At 72.6% G+C, this 20,164-nt stretch carries 16 protein-coding genes; 12 read left to right on the top strand and 4 right to left on the bottom strand.

Annotation, left to right across the window (positions count from 1 at the left end):
* Nucleotides 1-69 precede the first annotated feature (69 nt).
* Together ACZ4A5_RS05195 and ACZ4A5_RS05200 are read left to right on the top strand one after the other, a co-directional pair.
* Nucleotides 70-1,398 (top strand): sensor histidine kinase, encoded by a 1,329-nt coding sequence (locus tag ACZ4A5_RS05195; RefSeq protein ID WP_467578571.1) that lies wholly within the window; start codon nucleotides 70-72, stop codon nucleotides 1,396-1,398.
* Nucleotides 1,395-2,054, top strand: a complete 660-nt coding sequence (locus ACZ4A5_RS05200; RefSeq protein WP_398869525.1) for a response regulator — start codon at nucleotides 1,395-1,397, stop codon at nucleotides 2,052-2,054. The genes ACZ4A5_RS05195 and ACZ4A5_RS05200 overlap by 4 nt, the downstream gene beginning before the upstream one ends.
* A gap of 326 nt (nucleotides 2,055-2,380) precedes the next feature.
* On the opposite strand, the gene ACZ4A5_RS05205 is transcribed toward ACZ4A5_RS05200, so the two are convergent.
* Nucleotides 2,381-3,331 carry a diacylglycerol kinase gene (locus ACZ4A5_RS05205; RefSeq protein ID WP_467578573.1) on the bottom strand — a complete coding sequence of 317 codons (951 nt, stop codon included), beginning with the start codon at nucleotides 3,329-3,331 and terminating at the stop codon, nucleotides 2,381-2,383.
* A 175-nt stretch (nucleotides 3,332-3,506) separates the two neighbouring features.
* On the opposite strand from ACZ4A5_RS05205, the gene ACZ4A5_RS05210 reads away from it, so the two are divergent.
* Together ACZ4A5_RS05210 and ACZ4A5_RS05215 are read left to right on the top strand one after the other, a co-directional pair.
* Complete coding sequence (locus tag ACZ4A5_RS05210) at nucleotides 3,507-4,793, top strand: adenylosuccinate synthase (RefSeq protein WP_467578575.1); 1,287 nt, start codon at nucleotides 3,507-3,509, stop codon at nucleotides 4,791-4,793.
* Between the two features lie 174 nt (nucleotides 4,794-4,967).
* On the top strand, nucleotides 4,968-5,555 hold the full coding sequence (locus ACZ4A5_RS05215) for a Uma2 family endonuclease (RefSeq protein WP_467578577.1): 588 nt from the start codon (nucleotides 4,968-4,970) through the stop codon (nucleotides 5,553-5,555).
* Between the two features lie 92 nt (nucleotides 5,556-5,647).
* Here the strand turns inward: ACZ4A5_RS05215 and ACZ4A5_RS05220 are convergent, their stop codons facing one another.
* Nucleotides 5,648-5,851, bottom strand: a complete 204-nt coding sequence (locus ACZ4A5_RS05220) for a cold-shock protein (protein WP_366001993.1) — start codon at nucleotides 5,849-5,851, stop codon at nucleotides 5,648-5,650.
* 355 nt (nucleotides 5,852-6,206) lie between these two features.
* Between ACZ4A5_RS05220 and ACZ4A5_RS05225 the strand changes: the two genes are divergently transcribed.
* The 4 genes from ACZ4A5_RS05225 to ACZ4A5_RS05240 all read left to right on the top strand — a co-directional run bounded on the left by ACZ4A5_RS05225 (nucleotide 6,207) and on the right by ACZ4A5_RS05240 (nucleotide 11,961).
* Nucleotides 6,207-7,562, top strand: a complete 1,356-nt coding sequence (locus ACZ4A5_RS05225) for an aminotransferase class III-fold pyridoxal phosphate-dependent enzyme (protein WP_467578580.1) — start codon at nucleotides 6,207-6,209, stop codon at nucleotides 7,560-7,562.
* A gap of 123 nt (nucleotides 7,563-7,685) precedes the next feature.
* A complete protein-coding gene (locus ACZ4A5_RS05230) occupies nucleotides 7,686-8,357 on the top strand; it encodes a GntR family transcriptional regulator (RefSeq protein WP_467578582.1) in 672 nt (223 codons plus the stop codon).
* A gap of 104 nt (nucleotides 8,358-8,461) precedes the next feature.
* Nucleotides 8,462-10,945 carry a glycosyltransferase gene (locus ACZ4A5_RS05235; RefSeq protein ID WP_467578584.1) on the top strand — a complete coding sequence of 828 codons (2,484 nt, stop codon included), beginning with the start codon at nucleotides 8,462-8,464 and terminating at the stop codon, nucleotides 10,943-10,945.
* 365 nt (nucleotides 10,946-11,310) lie between these two features.
* Nucleotides 11,311-11,961: a hypothetical protein gene (locus ACZ4A5_RS05240; protein WP_467578586.1), complete on the top strand. Its 651-nt coding sequence runs from the start codon at nucleotides 11,311-11,313 to the stop codon at nucleotides 11,959-11,961.
* A gap of 58 nt (nucleotides 11,962-12,019) precedes the next feature.
* On the opposite strand, the gene ACZ4A5_RS05245 is transcribed toward ACZ4A5_RS05240, so the two are convergent.
* Nucleotides 12,020-12,751 carry an SLATT domain-containing protein gene (locus tag ACZ4A5_RS05245; RefSeq protein WP_467578588.1) on the bottom strand — a complete coding sequence of 244 codons (732 nt, stop codon included), beginning with the start codon at nucleotides 12,749-12,751 and terminating at the stop codon, nucleotides 12,020-12,022.
* 272 nt (nucleotides 12,752-13,023) lie between these two features.
* Here ACZ4A5_RS05245 and purD point away from each other — a divergent pair, with 272 nt between their 5' ends.
* From purD to ACZ4A5_RS05265, 4 genes are all read left to right on the top strand, one after another.
* On the top strand, nucleotides 13,024-14,283 hold the full coding sequence (gene purD, locus ACZ4A5_RS05250; protein WP_467578703.1) for a phosphoribosylamine--glycine ligase: 1,260 nt from the start codon (nucleotides 13,024-13,026) through the stop codon (nucleotides 14,281-14,283).
* Between the two features lie 262 nt (nucleotides 14,284-14,545).
* The gene (locus ACZ4A5_RS05255) at nucleotides 14,546-16,270 is read left to right on the top strand and encodes a hypothetical protein (protein ID WP_467578705.1); all 1,725 of its coding nucleotides are present in this window, start codon (nucleotides 14,546-14,548) and stop codon (nucleotides 16,268-16,270) included.
* 197 nt (nucleotides 16,271-16,467) lie between these two features.
* A complete protein-coding gene (locus ACZ4A5_RS05260; protein ID WP_467578590.1) occupies nucleotides 16,468-17,937 on the top strand; it encodes a N,N-dimethylformamidase beta subunit family domain-containing protein in 1,470 nt (489 codons plus the stop codon).
* A 69-nt stretch (nucleotides 17,938-18,006) separates the two neighbouring features.
* Nucleotides 18,007-18,906 (top strand): phosphoribosylaminoimidazolesuccinocarboxamide synthase, encoded by a 900-nt coding sequence (locus tag ACZ4A5_RS05265; RefSeq protein WP_467578592.1) that lies wholly within the window; start codon nucleotides 18,007-18,009, stop codon nucleotides 18,904-18,906.
* A gap of 241 nt (nucleotides 18,907-19,147) precedes the next feature.
* Here the strand turns inward: ACZ4A5_RS05265 and ACZ4A5_RS05270 are convergent, their stop codons facing one another.
* Nucleotides 19,148-20,158, bottom strand: a complete 1,011-nt coding sequence (locus ACZ4A5_RS05270; protein WP_467578594.1) for an SDR family NAD(P)-dependent oxidoreductase — start codon at nucleotides 20,156-20,158, stop codon at nucleotides 19,148-19,150.
* Nucleotides 20,159-20,164: the final 6 nt, after the last annotated feature.

A 20,164-nucleotide genomic window follows, 5' to 3' on the forward strand; every position in this document is an offset into this window, starting at 1 on the left:
AGACGGACCCTCGGAGATCCCCATTCGTGCGGACGCGGCGCACCCGCGCCTTTGCCTACCTTTGATGGCGTGACCGACACCTATGAGCCCAGTCTGCGCAGCGAGACGCGCCTGGTGAAGAGCGCCATCGGCGGGCTTCGCAAGGACCTCTTCACCGACGCCTTCGCCTTCCGGCCGCTGCCCCCGCTGCGCGCCGACCACTGGCTCGTCCGCAGGGTGCCGGAGCGCGCCGCGCGCTACGCCCGGTGGTTCCCGCACGCCGTCGTCGCCGGCTTCACCTGCGTCGTCATGCTCGCGGCCGCCGGGCACTGGGGTGGTCTCTACGGGCTGTTCATCTCGCTGATCATCGGCCTGCCGATCATCATGACGCTCTTCCGGCCCGTCGGCGCCTGGTGGCTGTCGGTGGCCGCGCTGCTGTTCTCGGGGGTGCTCCTGAGCGGCTACGGCCTCGGGCCGTCGTCCACCGGCGGCTTCTTCTCCCACCTCTGCGTCATGCTGCTCGTGGCCCTGCGGACCCGCCCCCGCGTGGCGGCCGAGATGTGGCTGCTCACCGGCGCGCTCGGCGTCTTCGTCGAGCTGTTCCTCAGGACGTTCCGCCCGTACGGCGAGGGCTTCTTCGTCTCCGACCTGTTCGAGACGATGGCCCTCTCCGGGATCGTGCTCTTCGTCGTCCTGGCCGTACGCGGGCTGCGCGAGTCCAAGCAGCAGGTCGCCGCGCAGGCGGCCGTCACCGAGGTGGAGCGGTCCCGGCGCACGGTCCTGGAGGAGCGCACCACGATCGCCCGCGAACTGCACGACGTCGTCGCCCACCACATGTCGGTCGTCGCGATCCAGGCCGAGGCCGCCCCGTACCGCGTCCAGGACACCCCACCGGAGCTCGCCGCCGCGTTCCAGACGATCCGGGAGAACGCCGTGGCGGCCCTGACCGAGCTGCGCCGCGTCCTCGGCGTCGTACGGTCGGAGAACCCCGACGCCTTCGCCGGGCCCGAGGCGCCGCAGCCCACCCTCGCCGACATCGGCGCGCTGATCGACAACGTCCGCGCGGCCGGTCCCGCCGTCGAGCACATCACCACGGGCGCGGTGCGGCCGCTGCCGCAGGGCGTGGAGCTGTCGGCGTACCGCATCGTGCAGGAGGCGCTGAGCAACGCGCTGCGGCACGCGCCCGGCGCCCACGTCCGCGTGGAGGTCAGCTACGTGCTCGGCGGGCTCGGCCTGCGCGTCGCCAACGGCCCGGCGGACCGCCTGGCCAAGCCCTCGCCCGGCGCCGGGCACGGCGTGCTCGGCATGCGGGAGCGGGTCACGATGCTCGGTGGCGAGATGACCGCGGAGGCCACGCCGGAGGGCGGCTACGAGGTCGTCGCGTTCCTGCCCGTGGCCCTGGGGGAGACCGCCGCATGACCATCCGCGTGCTGATCGTCGACGACCAGATGATGGTCCGCGAGGGGTTCTCCGTCCTGCTGAACGCCCAGCCCGACATCGAGGTCGTCGGCGAGGCGCTGGACGGCAGGCAGGCCGTGGAGCGGGTCGCCGAGCTGCGCCCCGACGTCGTCCTGATGGACATCCGGATGCCCGTCCTCAACGGTCTGGAGGCGACCCGGGAGATCGTCGCGGCCGACGCCGACGCGAAGGTGCTGGTGCTGACCACCTTCGACCTCGACGAGTATGTCTACCAAGCGCTGCGGGCCGGGGCGAGCGGCTTCCTGCTCAAGGACGCGTCCGCCCGCCAGCTCGCGGACGGCGTGCGGATCGTGGCATCCGGCGAGGCGCTGCTCGCCCCGACGGTCACCAAGCGGCTCATCCAGGAGTTCTCGCGGCTCGGCACGCCGAAGGTGCCCACGCAGGAGCGGATCGGCGACCTCACCGAGCGGGAGACGGAGGTCCTGGTCCTGGTGGCCCAGGGCTGCTCCAACTCCGAGATCGCGGCGGGTCTGGTCGTGGCCGAGTCCACGGTGAAGACGCATGTGAGCCGGATCCTGGTGAAGCTCGGTCTTCGTGACCGGACGCAGGCGGCGGTGTTCGCGTACGAGGCGGGTCTGGTGACGCCGGGCGGATGACCCTCGGCGGTCGCCGGCGGCGGGCTTTTTCCCTAGCCCCGCCCCTTCCCGAAACTGGGGGAGACCCCCAGCCCCCCACCGCGCTTCGGGAGCGTCCTCAACCGCCGGACGGGCTGAATCCGCTGACTATGGTCCGCGAGATTCAGCCCTTTAGGGGCATCGCCGGGGGCAACGGAGTCCGGGGGAGCTCGAGGACGCGGCCGCGGGCCGCACCGCCGCGGGCGGCAGTGCACTCGGAGCCGGGGGGCCGGGGCACGCCCCTGCGGCGGAGCCGCAACATCAGACGCAGCCGGGAAGCGGACGGGCCGGGGAACGAACCCCGCCGCTCACCCCCGCGGCAGCACCAGCCCCCACGCCCCCTCCCGCGCCGACCACGTCCGCGTGCGTACCGGCCCCGCCAGGACGTTGTCCGCGCGGTAGCGGAACGAAGGCCCCGAGACCGAGACCCGCTCGGCCAGGGCCGAGCGGGGAGCGCCCGCGTCGCCGTACGCGTGGACGGTCACCTCCGCATGACCGTCCACCGCGCGGACCGCGACCCGCGCCACCGGCTCGTCCAGATCGACCAGCAGCACCCCGTCCGCCTCCACCCGCAGCCGCGTGCAGGACGGCAGCTGGTGGCGGGCCGCCGGGCCCGTCAGCAGCGTCAGGGCCGAACGCGCGGTGCGCGCCGCCGGTGACCACCACGACTGATGAGCACTGCCGCCGCCCTCGGCGGCCTCAGTGACATCAGCCACGTCGGCTATGCCGTCCGCGACCGCCGGCACGGGGGCCACGGGCGACCCGTTCAGCTCAGCGGTTTCCACCGGGTCCGGCGGCGGGTTCAGGCCACCTCCCGGGCCCGGGATCCACAGCTCGCCCAGGACCATCCCGCCGGCGTCGTCGACCAGTGCGTCCAGCCGCCGCTCGGCGCCGTCCAGCACGGCCCGGGAGGCCGCGACCGTGCCCAGCGGCACCCCCAGCGAGCGGGCCAGGGCCACGGCGGGCAGCGCCCCGACCGGAACCAGGGAAACGGGGACTTCCGGCAGGTCACGGCGCTGGTGCAGCAGCTGGACGACACGCAGCAGCGCCCGGTCGTCGCCAATGACGACGGGCCGTCTGCGGCCCCTGCGGGCCAGGGCGCGCTCGACGTCCTGCGGCCCCTCGGGGAAACAGATTTTGGCCACCGCGCCGCCGCAGAGGACATCCCTCGCGATCCGTACGGACTCGCCGTCAACGCGGCGGGCGACCGGGTCGATGACCACGAGCAGAGGCTGCTCGGTGGAGTCTGGAGCCGACACCTCGGTCCTTCCTCAGGTAATCTCTCGGTGCAAGAGCCCCTGTCGCTGTTGCGCCAGGGGCTTCGTCTATCCGGGGCACCGGTTCGACGGCTCTAGCGGTGGTGTACGCCCTGAGCAAGCGGGTGAACACCACCACGCACGTTGGACATGCCCCGCCCGGAAGGGGTGTACGCCTGTGCCCGCACTTGTGCTGCTCGGTGCTCAGTGGGGTGACGAGGGCAAGGGAAAGGCCACCGACCTCCTCGGTGGATCCGTGGACTATGTGGTGCGCTACCAAGGTGGCAACAACGCCGGCCACACGGTGGTCGTCGGCGACCAGAAATACGCGCTGCATCTCCTCCCTTCCGGAATCCTCTCGCCGGGGTGCACCCCGGTGATCGGCAACGGAGTCGTCGTCGACCCGGCGGTCCTGCTCTCCGAGCTGAGCGGACTCAACGAGCGCGGCGTCGACACGTCCAAGCTGCTGGTCAGCGGTAACGCGCACCTGATCACGCCGTACCACACCACGGTCGACAAGGTGACGGAACGCTTCCTCGGCTCGCGGAAGATCGGCACCACGGGCCGCGGTATCGGCCCGACCTACGCGGACAAGATCAACCGCGTGGGCATCCGCGTCCAGGACCTCTACGACGAGTCGATCCTGACGCAGAAGGTCGAGGCCGCTCTCGACTTCAAGAACCAGATCCTGGCGAAGCTCTACAACCGCCGCGCCATCGAGGCCGGCGCGATCGTCGAGGAGCTGCTCACCTACGCCGAGCAGATCAAGCCGTACGTGGCCGACACGACACTGGTCCTCAACAACGCCATCGACGAGGGCAAGGTCGTCCTCTTCGAGGGCGGCCAGGGCACGCTGCTCGACGTGGACCACGGCACGTACCCCTTCGTCACCTCGTCCAACCCGACCGCGGGCGGCGCCTGCACGGGCGCCGGCGTGGGCCCGACGAAGATCAGCCGCGTGATCGGCATCCTCAAGGCGTACACGACGCGCGTGGGCGCCGGCCCGTTCCCGACCGAGCTGTTCGACAAGGACGGCGAGGCGCTGCGCACCATCGGTGGCGAGCGCGGTGTGACCACCGGCCGTGACCGCCGCTGCGGCTGGTTCGACGCCGTCATCGCCCGCTACGCGACCCGCGTGAACGGCCTGACGGACTTCTTCCTCACCAAGCTCGACGTGCTCACCGGCTGGGAGCAGATCCCGGTCTGCGTCGCGTACGAGATCGACGGCAAGCGCGTCGAGGAGCTGCCCTACAGCCAGAGCGACTTCCACCACGCGAAGCCGGTCTACGAGATGCTGCCGGGCTGGTCCGAGGACATCACCAAGGCCAAGACCTTCTCCGACCTGCCGAAGAACGCGCAGGCGTACGTGAAGGCCCTGGAGGAGATGTCCGGCGCCCCGATCTCCGCGATCGGCGTGGGCCCGGGCCGCACGGAGACGATCGAGATCAACTCGTTCCTGTCGTAGTCCGTCAGCGGCACGCGACGCGTGACGGCGCCCCGGTGGTCACCGACCACCGGGGCGCCGTCACGTTTCCGGCACGCGTTCCCACGCTCACTCGTTCGGCGGGGCTGTGCGGGAAGAGGGCCGGTGTCCGTCAGAGTTCGGAAAGGCTGGCCTTCGCCTGGAAAGGAGGGCAACATGACGGTTATGGCCGAGCACACGTCTCACATGCTGGTGGAAGAGTTCGAGCAGGTCGCCTCCACCGCACCCGAGACCGTCACGTTGGAGTTCATCGACGGACGGATCGAGGAGAAGCCGGTGCCGGACGGGGATCACGGGGAGATCATCAGGTGGCTGCAGGAGCGTTGCATGCAGCACCGCCCCGACCTCTGGCTGTACGCGGGCGGGCGCGGTTTGAAGGTCGAGGTCTACCGCAACGGCCGTGCGCGACCCGACGGCGTACTGGCGCCGAGGGCGCACTTCGCCGGCCACGGTGAGTGGTCGGCCCCCGAGGGCGTGCTGATGACCGTCGAGGTCACCTCGTACGACGGCGACACCGAGCGCCGGGACCGGAAGGAGAAGCCGGCCGCCTACGCGGCAGCGGGCATTCCCGTCTATCTGCTGATCGACCGTGACGCGGGCACCGTGGTCGTGCATGCCAACCCCGACCCGGAACGCGGCTACTACGTGGACACCCACCGGGCCCCCTTCGGCGAAGAGGTCACCCTGCCCGATCCGGTGAACATCACTCTGGACACCGGGATCCTGAAGAACTACGTGCGCTGAAGGCTCGCGCCGAGCGCGGCCGGAACGCCGAACGGCCGGGCCCCGCACTCTTCACAGTGCGGGGGCCCGGCCGTTTTCGGCGCAGGAGCGCGTCAGGCGGGAACGATGTTCTCCGCCTGCGGGCCCTTCTGGCCCTGCGTGACCTCGAAGGAGACCTTCTGGCCCTCCTGGAGCTCACGGAAGCCCTGCGTCGCGATGTTCGAGTAGTGGGCGAAGACGTCGGCGCCGCCGCCGTCCTGCTCGATGAAGCCGAAGCCCTTTTCCGAGTTGAACCACTTAACGGTGCCGGTAGCCAAGACAGATCTCCTACAAGAGAGCGGTGCCGAAATTCCGTACTGCAACGGAATAATGCAAGTGCGCCCGAAGGTCACAGACCGTCAGGCGCACAGGGGAAAACGGATCCAAAACCGCAACGGAAAATGACCGTAGCACGCGCAGCGGGAACTTCGGTGAATTTCTCCGGGTCTATTTTTCGAGGCGCCGCCCGCGGCCACCCGGCACTGTGTCTGCGGGCGTGGCCAGCGCCATACACAGTGCCGGTACCCCGGCGGTGCCGCGCTCCCTACGCTGACGTTTCCGCGCACCCCACCGACGACATACCCCACTGACGTACACCCCTCCGACGCACACCACCGATCCGAGGTAACGACCGTGAGCACGCAGCCCGACCCCCGCCGGGGCGCCGCCGTCAAGGCCGCCGACCGCGCGCACGTCTTCCACTCCTGGTCCGCGCAGGGCCTCATCGACCCGCTGGCCGTGGCCGGGGCCGAGGGCTCGTACTTCTGGGACCACGACGGCAACCGCTACCTCGACTTCTCCTCCCAGCTGGTCAACACCAACATCGGCCACCAGCACCCCAAGGTCGTCGCCGCGATCCAGGAGCAGGCGGCGAAGCTGTGCACCATCGCGCCGGGCTTCGCCGTGGACGTGCGCTCCGAGGCGGCGCGGCTGATCGCCGAGCGCACCCCCGGCGACCTCGACAAGATCTTCTTCACCAACGGCGGCGCCGAGGCCGTCGAGAACGCCGTCCGCATGGCCCGCCTGCACACCGGCCGCCCCAAGGTGCTCAGCGCCTACCGCTCGTACCACGGCGCGACCGCAGCGGCCATCAACCTCACCGGCGACCCGCGCCGCTGGCCCTCCGACACCGCCTCGGCCGGCGTCGTGCACTTCTGGGCGCCCTTCCTCTACCGCTCGCCCTTCCACGCGGAGAGCGAGGAGCAGGAGTGCGAGCGCGCGCTGCGCCACCTCGAGGACACCCTCGCGTTCGAGGGGCCGCAGACGATCGCCGCGATCGTCCTGGAGACCGTGCCCGGCACGGCCGGGATCATGGTCCCGCCGCCCGGCTATCTCCCGGGCGTCCGCGAGATCTGCGACCGGCACGGCATCGTCTTCGTGCTGGACGAGGTCATGGCCGGTTTCGGGCGTACGGGCCACTGGTTCGCCGCCGACCGCTTCGGCGTCACCCCCGACCTGCTGACCTTCGCCAAGGGCGTCAACTCCGGCTATGTGCCGCTCGGCGGCGTCGCCATCTCCGCCGAGATCGCCGCCACCTTCGACCAGCGCCCCTACCCCGGCGGACTCACCTATTCCGGCCACCCGCTGGCCTGCGCCTCGGCCGTGGCGACGATCAACGCGATGGCCGAGGAGGGCATCGTGGAGAACGCCGCGCGCCTCGGCGAGACCGTGCTCGGACCCGGCCTGCGCGAGCTCGCCGAGCGCCACCCGAGCGTCGGCGAGGTCCGGGGCCTGGGCGCCTTCTGGGCGCTCGAACTCGTCAAGGACCGCGCCACCCGCGAGCCCCTGGTGCCCTACAACGCCTCCGGCGAGGCGAACGCCCCCATGGCCGCCTTCGCCGCGGCCTGCAAGAAGTCCGGCCTGTGGCCCTTCGTGAACATGAACCGCACTCACGTCGTCCCGCCGTGCACCGTCACGGAGGCGGAGGCCAAGGAGGGGCTCGCCCTCCTCGACGCCGCGCTCACGGTGGCCGACGCGCACACCGCCTGACGCGGGAGGTAGCGTTCTTCCTTCCCGCGCGCACGCCCGTACGCACCGCGACGGCCCTCGCCTATCTTGGTCGGGGGCCGTTCGCATGCGGGCGCGCGGTCACGGAAGGGGAGACGGACGACGATGCCCGGCAGCGAGGCTGTCAGACGTACGACGCTGCGCTCGCAGATCGCCGACGCCCTGCGCGACGAGGTGATAGCGGCGCGGCTCCCGGCGGGCCGCCAGTTCACGGTCAAGGAGATCGCCGAGCAGTACGGCGTCTCGGCGACCCCGGTGCGCGAGGCGCTGCTCGACCTCTGCTCGCAGGGGCTGCTCGACGTGGAGCTGCACAAGGGCTACCGCGTGCGTGAGTTCACCGACGCCGACTTCCGCGGCATGGTCGAGGCCCGCGCCCTGATCGTCGAGGGCATCTTCCGGCGCTCCGCCGAGCGCGCGCTGTGCGAGGCCACCCCGGCCGCCCTCGCGTCCGTGCGGCGGCGGGCCGAGGAGGCGAGCCGGGCGGCGCTCGCGGGCGACCTCGACATCCTCATCGGCTACGACCTGCGCTTCTGGCGCGAGCTGGGCGGACTGGTAGGCAACCCCTACATATCGGACTTCTTCGATCGGATCCGGGTGCAGAGCTGGATCTTCATGGTGCCGCTGCTGCGCCGCGTGCCGTGCCTCCGCGGCCGCCTGTGGCACGGGCACGGCGAGCTCGTCGAGGCCGTGGCGGCCCAGGACGCGGCGACCGCGGAAAGCATCATTGCGGCATACAACGAACATTCCCTGGCATTGATCAGCGAGCTGACCGAATAGGGTCGAAGGCCAGGTCATGGCCATCGGTTGAGGGGACGGAATCAGGAATGAAAACAATCGCGAACCCGCAACCGGCACGTGTTTGAGGACGTCCAAACCCCGTGATGCCGCCTTCCCAGCCGTCCGCCCGTCCACCGGCCCCCACCGCTTCCCGGCCCGAGACCACCGCGGTCGTCGACCTGACGGTGATCGTCCCCGCGTACGACGAGGAGGACCGCCTCGGCCCCACGCTGGAGGCGATCCGCGCCCATCTCACCGCCGCGGACGACGTGGCCCGCTGGGAGCTGATCGTCGTCGACGACGGGTCGACGGACGCCACCGCCGCCATCACCGAGGCCGCCGCCGCCACCGAGCCCCGCATCCGGCTGCTGCGCACCCCCGAGAACCGCGGCAAGGGCCACGCCGTGCGCACCGGCGTGCTCGCCTCGCGCGGCCGCCGCGTCCTGGTCACCGACGCCGATCTGGCCACCCCCATCGAGGAGCTCGGCCTCCTCGGACGCAGCCTGGACGCGGGCGCCACCGCGGCCATCGGCTCCCGCGCGCTCCCCGGCTCCCGGATAGCCGTCCGCCAGCACGCGGTGCGCGAGCTCATGGGCCGGGCCGGCTCCCGGCTGATACGGGCCGCCGCCGTGCCGGGGATACGGGACACCCAGTGCGGCTTCAAGCTCTTCGACGGCGACAAGGCCCGTACCGCCTTCGCGAGCTCCCGGCTCGACGGCTGGAGCTACGACGTCGAGCTGCTGCGCTTCTTCCACCAGCGGGGCTGGGAGGTCGACGAGGTGCCCGTCCGCTGGTCCCACCAGCCCGGCTCCAAGATCCGGCCGCTGGCGTACCCCGTCGTGCTCGCCGACCTCGTGCGCCTGCGCTGGCGCGCGGCCGACCCCGTGCGGCTCGCCGTGCCCGCGCTCTTCCTGCTCGTCTCCTTCGTGCTCTACGGCGGGCTGTGGGGCGGCCTCGGCCACAGCTACCTCGCGGACTCCGGCTCCGACCAGACGCAGTGGGAGTGGTTCTTCGCCGTCACCGCCGACAACGTCGCCCACCTCCACAACCCGCTCTTCACCGAGCTGCAGAACTTCCCGCTCGGCGTGAACCTCATGGCCAACACCGCCATGCTCGGGCTTTCCGTGCCGCTCGCCCCCGTGACGCTCGCCTTCGGCGCCCACGTCACCTGGGCGATCGTGCTGACCGGCGGCCTGGCCGCCACCGCCTGCTCCTGGTACTGGCTGATCGCCAGGCGCTTCGTCCGCTCCCGCTGGGCGGCCGCGCTGGGCGGCGCGTTCTGCGCCTTCGCGCCGCCGATGATCTCGCACGGCAACGCGCACCCCAACTTCCTCGTCCTGTTCATGATCCCGCTGATCGTCGACCGGATGCTGCGGCTGTGCGAGGGCACCCGGCCGACGCGTGACGCGGTGCTGCTCGGCCTGTTCCTCGCCTACCAGATCTTCCTCGGTGAGGAAGCGCTGCTGCTGGCCGTGACCGGCCTCGTGCTCTTCGCCTTCGGCTACGCGGTCGCCGACCCCGACGCGGCCCGCGCCGTCTCCGGGCGCCTGCTCCGCGGCCTCGGCGTCGCCGCCCTCGTCGCGGTGCCGCTGGTCGCCTTCCCGGTGGGCTGGCAGTTCCTCGGCCCGCAGAGCTACCACAGCGTGCTGCACGGCGACGTCGGCAACAACCCGATGGCGCTGCTGGAGTACGCCACCCGGTCGCTGGGCGGCGACGCGCGCACCGCCGCCTCGCTGTCGGTCAACAGGACCGAGGAGAACGCCTTCTTCGGCTGGCCCCTCGTCGTGCTGGCCGTCGTCCTCGTCGTACGGATGTGGCACCAGCCGCGCGTCCGCGCCCTCGGCTTCACCGCGCTCGCCGCCGCCGTGCTCTCCCTCGGCCGCGACATCCCGCTGCTCGGTACGGACAGGACGCTGCCCGGCCCCTGGCGGCTCGTCGGCAAGCTGCCGTTCTTCGAGTCGGTCATCGAGTCCCGCGTGGCGATGGTCTGCGTGCCCGCCCTGGGCATCCTCCTCGCCCTCGCCTGCGACCGGCTGGCCGTGCGCAGGATGCGCAGCGAACGCGAACGCTCGCACCGGCTGCTGGGCTGGGCGGCCCTCGCCGTGGCCCTCCTGCCGCTCGTCCCCACGCCGTACCGCACGGTCGAACGGCCGCCGGTCCCCGCGTTCGTCGCGGACGGCACGTGGCGCGAGCACGTACGCCCCGGCCGCTCGCTGGTGCCCGTCCCCGTGCCGAGCCCCTCCGACGCGGACGCGCTGCACTGGCAGGTCCGCGCGGGCCTCGGCTTCCCCTTCCCCGGCGGCTATTTCAACGGCCCCTGGGGCCCGGACCGCATCGGCATCTACGGTCCGGAGCCGCGCGCCACGTCCGAACTCCTCCGCAAGGTCCACGAAACGGGGACGCTGCCCGCCATCGGGGACCAGCAGCGCCGCGAATTCCGGGCGGATCTCCGCTTCTGGAAGGCGGACGCGCTGATTCTGGACCCGGGGGTGAACGGGGCGGCGCTGCGTCAGGCGGTGACGTCCTTGACGGGCCGCGAGCCGGTGAAGAGGGGCGGGGTGTGGGTCTGGGACGTGGCGGTCCGCTGAGGGCTTTCCAGCCCTCCCGGCCCCGCACGGGGCGCGTGCTCCAGCCCTCCGGCCGCGGGCGGGTTCGCCGCCTGCGGCGGGAGCGCCCTTGGGGGTCCCCGGACGAAGTCTGGGGGCCCGTCCTCACACGCCGGACGGGCTGGAACACACCCCGCACTCGCCGCCGGCAGCCACCACCGAACAAAGCCCGGCCGGCGCTCGAGGCCACCCGAACCGCAAGCACAGACACCCCGCGCCTGACAACGGCGACCGCCCAGTATGACAACCGCCCCATCCGCACTACTCTGGCCCGACATCCGGCACCGCCCCGCACAACCCGCACAGCGCAGCGCCCCGCCCCGCGACCCCAACGAGAGTGAGCTCACGTGGCCTGTGACCTCTGGCTTGTTCCGCTCGTCGATGTGCTGTGCCACAGCCCCGACAACCCCTTCGCCGAGGAGATCGCCGCCTATGACAAGGCGCTCGACGAGGCGGGACTGCCGCCCGTGCCCGTTTTCGGGTACATGCCGGGGCTCGCGGGGGACGTGGCCCCCGTCGCGGGCTTCGACTACGACGCGCTGCACTTCCTGCGCCGTGCGCACCTGCTGAACCTGTGCGGCCTCGCGGTGACGCCGGTGGACGAACTGGGCGGTGACTACGAGCAGTTGCTGGAGATGTTCGAGACGACGGCCCAGCAGTCGCACCTGGTCTGGCACTACGACCACGCCGGGGCGTACGTGCCGGTGGATTTCGCGCACCCGCTGTCCAACGACGAACTGCTCGAAGGCGGCGGCCCCTTGGGCTCCAGTCAGGGGCTGCTGAGAGAACTGCACGCCGTGGCGCCGGCCTTGGGGATCGATCCGGCCAACCCCCCGGCCGCGCCCGCCGCACCGGAGCGGCCGACGGGGCTGGAGGAGCCGGCCGCGCCGGGCCCGCACGACGACAGCCCGTTCGCGCGGGAACGCCACGTCTGGCTGGGGCTGCACGCGGCGGCCACCCGCAGCCTGGGCCAGGGCTCGATGATCGTCTTCAGTTAGCGGTGGAGGCAGGCGAAGAGCCCCGCGGCGGTCGGCCGCGGGGCTCTTCCGTATCAGGTCAGCGTGGTGATTCCGGCGGCCGTTGCCTCGGCATGTTCGGCCGGGTGCCCGGTGGCAGCGGGAAGCGCGGCAGCGGACCGCCGCCCTCACCGCGCGGCCCCCACGACACCAGTGACTGCGTCACCAGCGGCGTCGGGCCCGCCCGGAACTCCACCATCCAGTCGGCCGTCTCCGCCCTCACGAGCTCCGAGACGTCCTCCGAGAAGCGCCTCAGCACCGTGAGGCAGCGCTCCGCCGCCTCACTGGCCGTCCCCTCGGTCGGGCCGAGCACCTCGCGTACGCACTCGGAGGCCCAGTCGAACTGCAGGGCCTCCAGCCGCCGTTGCACGGCCTGCGCCGTCGCCACCGCCCGCATCCAGCCCGACGTCAGACCGAAATACCGGTCACCGGCCACACAGGCCACCGCACCGAGCAGCGCGAGGAATCCCCAAGCGGCGCCGGCGCGGAACACGTTCGTCAACTGGAGCAGCGGAAGCGCCCCGCCCACCGTCGCGCAGACCGCGGCGCAGATGCGCAGCGCCCGTGCCCAGCGGCGTTTCCAGGCACGGTCCGCGAGATACCAGTCGACCAGATACAGCGCGCCGTTCTCCACCCATCGGTACAGCTCATCGAGACGCTCCGCGGGCTCCCCCCAGTCACCGAGTGGGAAGGCGCGGCCGCGCAGGTCGCCCCGCTGCCTCCCACCCTGCTCGCGGGGGAGCCCCTCGGGCTGCATCTCCGGCTGGCTCACCCGTGCACTCCCTCTGCCGCTACGGATCGCGAGCCACCTTCCTACCGCCGAACGGACGGTCTTGGACACAAGATCCATGCTTTTCCGTCCGTAATTGCTGAGGAATCCGGTATAGGCGCCAAACACACTCACCCGAAAGAGTGGGTGGACAGGACGGGGTCGCCGGACCTCCGCCGTCGCACCGCCCCGCCGTGCCGGAGAAGTGACGTTTCTGTACGGTCACGCACCGGCCCCGGGAGTCGATCAGTCGACGAGGCAATAGGGTGACCGGTGTGAAGGTCCTCGTCATCGGCGGCGGCGCCCGCGAACACGCCCTGTGCCGCTCACTCTCCATCGATCCCGACGTCACCGCGCTGCACTGTGCCCCCGGCAACGCCGGCATCGCCGAGGTCGCCGAGGTGCACGCAGTCGACGCCCTCGACGGCACGGCCGTCGCCGGCCTCGCCGCCTCCTTGGAGGCGGAGCTCGTGGTCGTCGGCCCGGAGGCCCCGCTCGTCGCGGGCGTCGCCGACGCCGTCCGCGAGCGCGGCATCCCCGTCTTCGGGCCGTCGGCCGAAGCGGCGCAGCTGGAGGGGTCCAAGGCGTTCGCCAAGGACGTCATGGCCGCCGCGAACGTCCCGACCGCCCGCGCCTACGTCTGCACCAGCCCCGCCGAGATCGACGCGGCACTCGACGCCTTCGGCGCGCCCTATGTCGTCAAGGACGACGGGCTGGCCGCCGGCAAGGGCGTCGTCGTCACCTCCGACCTGGCCGCCGCCCGTGAGCACGCGCTCGCCTGCGGCCGGGTGGTCATCGAGGAGTTCCTCGACGGCCCCGAGGTCTCCCTCTTCGCCGTCACCGACGGCGAGACCGTCGTCCCGCTCCAGCCCGCCCAGGACTTCAAGCGCGCCCTCGACGGCGACGAGGGCCCGAACACCGGCGGCATGGGCGCCTACTCCCCGCTCCCGTGGGCCGACCCCAAGCTGGTCGACGAGGTCATGGAGAGTGTCCTTCAGCCCACCGTCGACGAGCTGCGCCGCCGGGGCACGCCCTTCTCCGGCCTGCTCTACGCGGGGCTGGCGATCACCTCGCGCGGCGTCCGCGTGATCGAGTTCAACGCGCGCTTCGGCGACCCCGAGACGCAGGTCGTGCTCGCCCGCCTCAAGACCCCGCTCGCCGGGCTGCTGCACGCCGCCGCGACCGGCACCCTCGCGACCCTGCCGCCGCTGCGCTGGAGCGACGGCGCCGCCGTCACGGTGGTCGTCGCCTCGCACAACTACCCCGGTACCCCGCGCACCGGCGATGTGATCGAGGGGCTGCCGGAGGTCGCGGCGCTGGAGAACGCGTACGTCCTCCATGCGGGCACGGCCCAGGGCGCCGACGGATCCGTGGTCAGCGCGGGCGGCCGCGTCCTGTCCGTGACGGCGACGGGCCCGGACCTGGCCGCGGCGCGCTCCGCCGCCTACGAGGGCGTCGGCCTGATCCGCCTGGCGGGCTCCCACCACCGCACGGACATCGCGAAGCGGGTGTCCGAGCGGTCATCCGAGCGGTAAGGGCGGGCCACGGGTTCACAGATCGTCCGCCCCCGGCCACCGCTTTGACCAAAGCCATTCCATCGGGTGACCAGTTGTCCAACTGGCTGACGCGCGCAGCGCCCCCAACTAGGGTGCGGCGCAAGCCAAGTGCATCCGGCAACTGGCCCACCGGCATTGCGGTGTCAGTGGCCGGTGCCACAGTGGGGGGATAGGCAACGCGCTCCGCGTTGCGTCCGCTGTCGCACTCCTCGGCGGAGCCCGGACAAGGCAACAGGGGGTGATCGGTCTCGTGGCAGGTCCGGAAGCAGGCGTGCTGGTCGCACGCGCCCGAGCCCTGGCGGTGCTGCGCATCCGCAGCACGGCGCTGGCCGTCGCCCTCCTGCCGGCCGCCGCGGCCGTCGTGCTGCTGGCGGGCGTCGCCATGGGCCGCATCCCGGCCGGCGGCGGCTGGAGCACGGCCCGCTGGGCCGTCGTCGGCGCGGCCGTCCTGGCCCTGGTGCTGGCGGCCGCCGTCGGCACCGTGGTCGTCCGGGCCAGGCCCGCGCTGAGCCCCACCGTCCCGATCCCCGAGGAGACGGCCCCCGACCTCTACCGGATGGTCCGCGACCTCGCCGAGCGGCTGGATGTCCCGGCGCCCTCCGCCATGGCCCTCACCCCGGACTGCGACAGCTGGTTGGAGGACCGTACGCACCCCGCGCACGGGCCCCCGCACGGCATCCCGCGCGTCTCGCGGCGCACGGGTGCCGCCCCGGTGCTGGTGATCGGCTCGCCCTTCCTGTGGTGGATGCGCGTCGCCGAGCTGCGCGCCCTGCTGGCCCCGGTCGTCGCGGGCACCGGCCCGTCCGCGCACCCCGACATAGCCGCGGCCCGCCGCTTCGTCCGGGGCCTGGATGCCGCCGTGGCCGTCGCCGCGGGGCGCCCGGCCCTCGCCTTCGTCGGGGGCGTCGCCCGGCTGCTGCTGCGCTCCTGCCGGAACCACGCCGCGGAGATGGAGCGCGGGGTGGCGGCGGCCGCCTCGGAGCGCGCCCAGGCCGTCGACTACGGCCTGCGGGTCGTCGCCCAGGAGCAGGTGGGCCTCGCCTACGCCGGCTGGGACCGGCTGCTGAACCGCGTCGCGCTCCCCGCCTGGCGCATGGGCCGCTGGCCCTCCCGGCTCGACGCCGGCGTCGTCTCCGCCCTCACCGAGCTCTCCCGCCGCGACCGCCTCGCCGAGGGCTTCACCTCCCGGCTGGGCGAGCGCCCCGCGTGCGATCTGCTGGAGGAGCCCGGCGTGATGGACGAGGCGGCCTCCCTGCTGGCCGCCCGCCTCTTCCACGGCGGCCCCGCCATGGCGGGGCCCGACTGGTCCCCGGTCGCCTGGAGCCAGTATCCGGAGGAGGTCGTGGACCGTAAGTGGCGGCTGGAGGCGGCCCGCCTGCACCGCGTCCTGGACGACCTCCCCCTCCCGTATCCGGACCCCGTGACCGGGCCGCCCGTCCCGGACGCCGTCCCCGAGCCCGTGCCCGCCCGCGCCGCCGGGCCGGCCGCCCTGCCGGGGCGGGATCTCGCCCCCGCCGCCGCGCCCACCGTGGCCCGGGTCCTGGAGCGGCTCACCGGAGCGGCGGCCACCAAGGTCGCGGAGGAGCTGGAGGCGCGGCTCAGCACCGAGGTGGCCCGGGAGGCCGCCCTGGAGGAGCGCTCCGTGGACCGCGCCGCGTTCGGCTCGGCGGCCGAGCCCTGGCTCGACGGCCTCACCCCGCTGTTCCCGCTCCAGCCGCCCCGCAGCGGCCGGGAGCTGCTCACCGACCATGTGACGGCCATGGTGTGCTGTGCCGCCGTCGACACCGCCGGGGCCCGCCCCGGCCTGGACTGGCTGGACGGCCCGGCCCTGCTCGTCGGCGGCGCCCGCCGCGCCGACCTGGCGCGCACGGTCCTGAGCCTGATCGAGGACGGCGACGCCGAACCGCTGCGCGCCTGGCTGGGCGAGGTCGGCGTGCGACCCGAGAAACCGGTCCGCCTGGTGTGAGGGCCCGTGCCGCCCCGCTCGCCGGTGCGACCGGATCCCCGCGTTCCGGGCCGCCCGGCCGGAAAAGTGCGACAGACCGTGACGGTGCGGGTGCGCCATGTGGTGTGCTGGGGGTGGAAGGGCGCGGCCGCGGGCCCGGGCGCACCGGGCCGGATGACGGAAACGCGCACGCGTCGGAAGCGCGGGGAGGGAGCGCGATGGGGACGGACCGGATCCGCCGCTGGGAGTCGGGGGCGCTCGCACACGCCGTCGCGGACCCCTTCGGCCAGGGCCCGCTGCCCTGGCTGCGCGACAGCGAGACCTACGTCGACGAGTCGGGCCGCACGCTCGCCTGGTACGCCGAGAGCCACGTCCCCGACCAGCGGCGCGCCTCGCGCGTCCCCGTGCCGCGCACCGCCGACGACGTGCGCCGGCAGATCAAGGGCTTCGCGTCGAACAGCGCCGTGGCCCCCGGCGAGGCCATGGACTTCCGCATCACGGTGGATCCGCCGCAGCCGTTCAGCGTGGACGTCTACCGCGTCGGTCACTACGCGGGCGACGGCGCCGCGAAGATCACCACCAGCCCCCGGCTGTCGGGCATCGTCCAGCCCCCGCCGCTCACCGTCGACCGCACGGTCTCCTGCCACCACTGGTGGCTGTCCTGGCGGCTCCAGATCCCCGGCTACTGGAGCCTCGGCGCCTATGTGGCCGTCCTGACCACCGCCGACGGGCACCGCAGCCACATCCCCTTCCTGGTCCGCGACAGCCGCCCCGCCGACCTGCTGCTCGTGCTGCCCGACATCACCTGGCAGGCGTACAACCTCTACCCCGAGGACGGCCGCACGGGCGCGAGCCTCTACCACGCGTGGGACGAGGAGGGGCGGCTGCTGGGTGAGGACGAGGCGGCCACCACGGTCTCCTTCGACCGCCCCTTCGCGGGCGCCGGCCTGCCGCTCCACGTGGGGCACGCCTACGACTTCATCCGCTGGGCGGAGCGCTATGGCTACGACCTCGCCTACGCCGACACCCGCGATCTGCACGCGGGCCGCGTCGACCCCTCCCGCTACCGCGGCCTGGTCTTCCCCGGCCACGACGAATACTGGTCGCCCGCCATGCGCCGCGCCGCCGAACTGGCCCGCGACTCCGGCACCTCACTGGTGTTCCTGTCCGCGAACACCATGTACTGGCAGTGCGAGCTGGCCCCCTCGCCGGCCGGCTCCGACCGCCTGCTCACCTGCCGAAAACGTCGCGGGCCCGGCCGCTCCGCCCTCTGGCGCGACGCCTCGCCCGCCGAACAGCAACTGCTGGGCATCCAGTACGGAGGCCGGGTGCCCGAGCCGTCCCCCATGGTCGTCCGCAACGCCGGCCACTGGCTGTGGGACGCCACCGGCGCCGGCGAGGGCGACGAACTGCCGGGCCTGGTCGCGGGGGAGGCCGACCGCTATTTCCCCCGTACGGCCCTGCCGCAGCACACCCGCCGCATCCTGCTGGCCCACTCGCCGTACGAGGACGCCGAGGGCACCGTGCGGCACCAGGAGACCTCGCTCTACCGCGCCCCCAGCGGCGCCTTGGTCTTCGCCTCCGGCACCTTCGCCTGGTCCCCCGCGCTGGACCGGCCCGGCCATGTCGACGCCCGCGTCCAGCGGGCCACGGCCAACCTCCTCGATCGCATCTGCAAGCGCTGCTGACCCTCGTCGGACCGCGCGTCCGGCCGTACGGCAGAATCGTGGTGCTTGGACAAACCCCCAGGAGGACGCGTGTCCGGATTCGTAGAGAAGCCCGAACCGGTCGAGGTGCCCGGCCTTGTGCACCTGCACACGGGCAAGGTCCGTGACCTCTACCGCGACGAGGCCGGCCGGCTGGTCATGGTCGCTTCCGACCGGCAGTCGGCCTACGACTGGGTGCTGCCCACCGAGATCCCCGACAAGGGCCGGGTGCTCACCCAGCTGTCCCTGTGGTGGTTCGACCGGCTCACCGATCTCGTCCCGAACCACGTCCTGTCCACCGACCTGCCCGCCGGCGCCCCCGCCGACTGGGAGGGCCGGACGCTGATCTGCCGGTCCCTGGACATGGTTCCCGTCGAGTGCGTGGCCCGCGGCTATCTGACGGGCTCCGGCCTCGCCGAGTACCGGCAGACCCGCACCGTCTGCGGGCTCGCCCTCCCCGAGGGCCTCACCGACGGCTCCGAGCTGCCGTCCCCGATCTTCACACCCGCGACGAAGGCGGAGGTCGGCGAGCACGACGAGAACGTCTCCTACGAGGAGGTCGCCCGGCAGGTCGGCGCGGAGACCGCCGCGCAGCTGCGCCAGACGACGCTCGCCGTCTACGGCCGGGCCCGCGACATCGCCCGGGACCGCGGCATCATCCTCGCCGACACGAAGTTCGAATTCGGCTTCGACAACGGCGAACTGGTCCTCGCCGACGAGGTCCTCACCCCCGACTCCTCCCGCTTCTGGCCCGCCGACGCATGGCAGCCGGGCCGCGCCCAGCCGTCCTTCGACAAGCAGTTCGTCCGCGACTGGCTGACGTCCGACGCGTCGGGCTGGGACCGCCACGGCGAGCTGCCGCCGCCTCCGCTGCCTTCCGAGGTCGTGGAGCGGACGCGGGCGAAGTATGTGGAGGCGTACGAGCGGTTGACGGGGCTGAGCTGGGTGTAGGGGCGGGGCTTTTTCCCCTATCCCGTCCCTTCCCGGCCCTCAATCGCCGGACGGGCTGGTTGTGCGGGCCATGGCCAGCACAACCAGCCCGTGGGGGCACCTCCCAGCGGTAGCTGGGGAGATTGAGGACGCGGCCGCAGGCCGCTCCCGCCGCAGGCGGCAACGAACCCCGCAGCCGGGAGGCCGGAAGCACGTAGCCCAGGTTTCGGGAAGGGGCGGGGCTGGGGAAAATCCCCCGCCCTCAGACCTGGTAGCGATCCGCCGCGAAGAGCCGCAGATTCTCCCGGACCCAGTCCGACGTCCGGGCCAGCCCCTCCTCCAGGTCCACCGAAGGAACCCAGCCCGCCCACTCCCGCGCCCGGGAGTTGTCCGAGAGCAACCGCTCCACCTCACTCCCCGAAGGCCGCAGCCGCGCCTCGTCGACGACAACCTTCGCGTCGCGCCCCGACGCCCGGATCAAGGACTCCGCGAGCTCGCCGATGGAGATCTCGCGCCCCGTCCCGAGATTGACCGCGTGCCCGATCGCGCGGTCGCAGTCGGCCAGGGCCAGGAAGCCCTCCGCCGTGTCCGTCACATACGTGAAGTCCCGCGTCGGGGACGTCGATCCGAGGCGGATCTCGTCGGCACCGGAGTGCAGCTGCGCGAGGATCGTGGGGATGACGGCCCGCGCGGACTGCCGGGGCCCGTACGTGTTGAACGGCCGCACGACGGTGACCGGCAGCTCGAAGGAGTGCGCGTAGGACAGCGCGAGCATGTCCGCGCCGATCTTCGACGCGGAGTACGGGGACTGCGGCTGAAGCGGGTGGTCCTCGCCGATGGGGGCGGTCAGCGCCGTCCCGTACACCTCACTGGTGGACGTGTGCACCATGCGCCGCACGCCATGCCGGCGGCAGGCGGCGGCGACGTTCTCCGTGCCGGCCACATTGGTCTGGACGTACGCTTCCGGGGACGCGTAGCTGTACGGGATGCCGATCAGCGCCGCCAGGTGGAAGACCGTGTCGCACCCGGCGACGGCGTCCATGACGCGCCCGGCGTCGCGGACGTCACCGGCCAGCGTCTCCACGGGGGAGCCGGGCCCGAGGTAGCGGGCGAGGTGGCCGCGCTCGGCGTACGGCTTGTAGTGCACGAGCACGCGGACCCGCGCGCCGCGCTCCACCAGCAGGTCGACGAGCGTGGAACCGATGAACCCCTCGGCCCCGGTGACGAGGACGGTACGGCCGTGCCAGCTCTGCGCGTTGAGGGTCGTGGTCATGGGGAA

The organism is Streptomyces sp. NPDC025618, assembly GCF_055558795.1.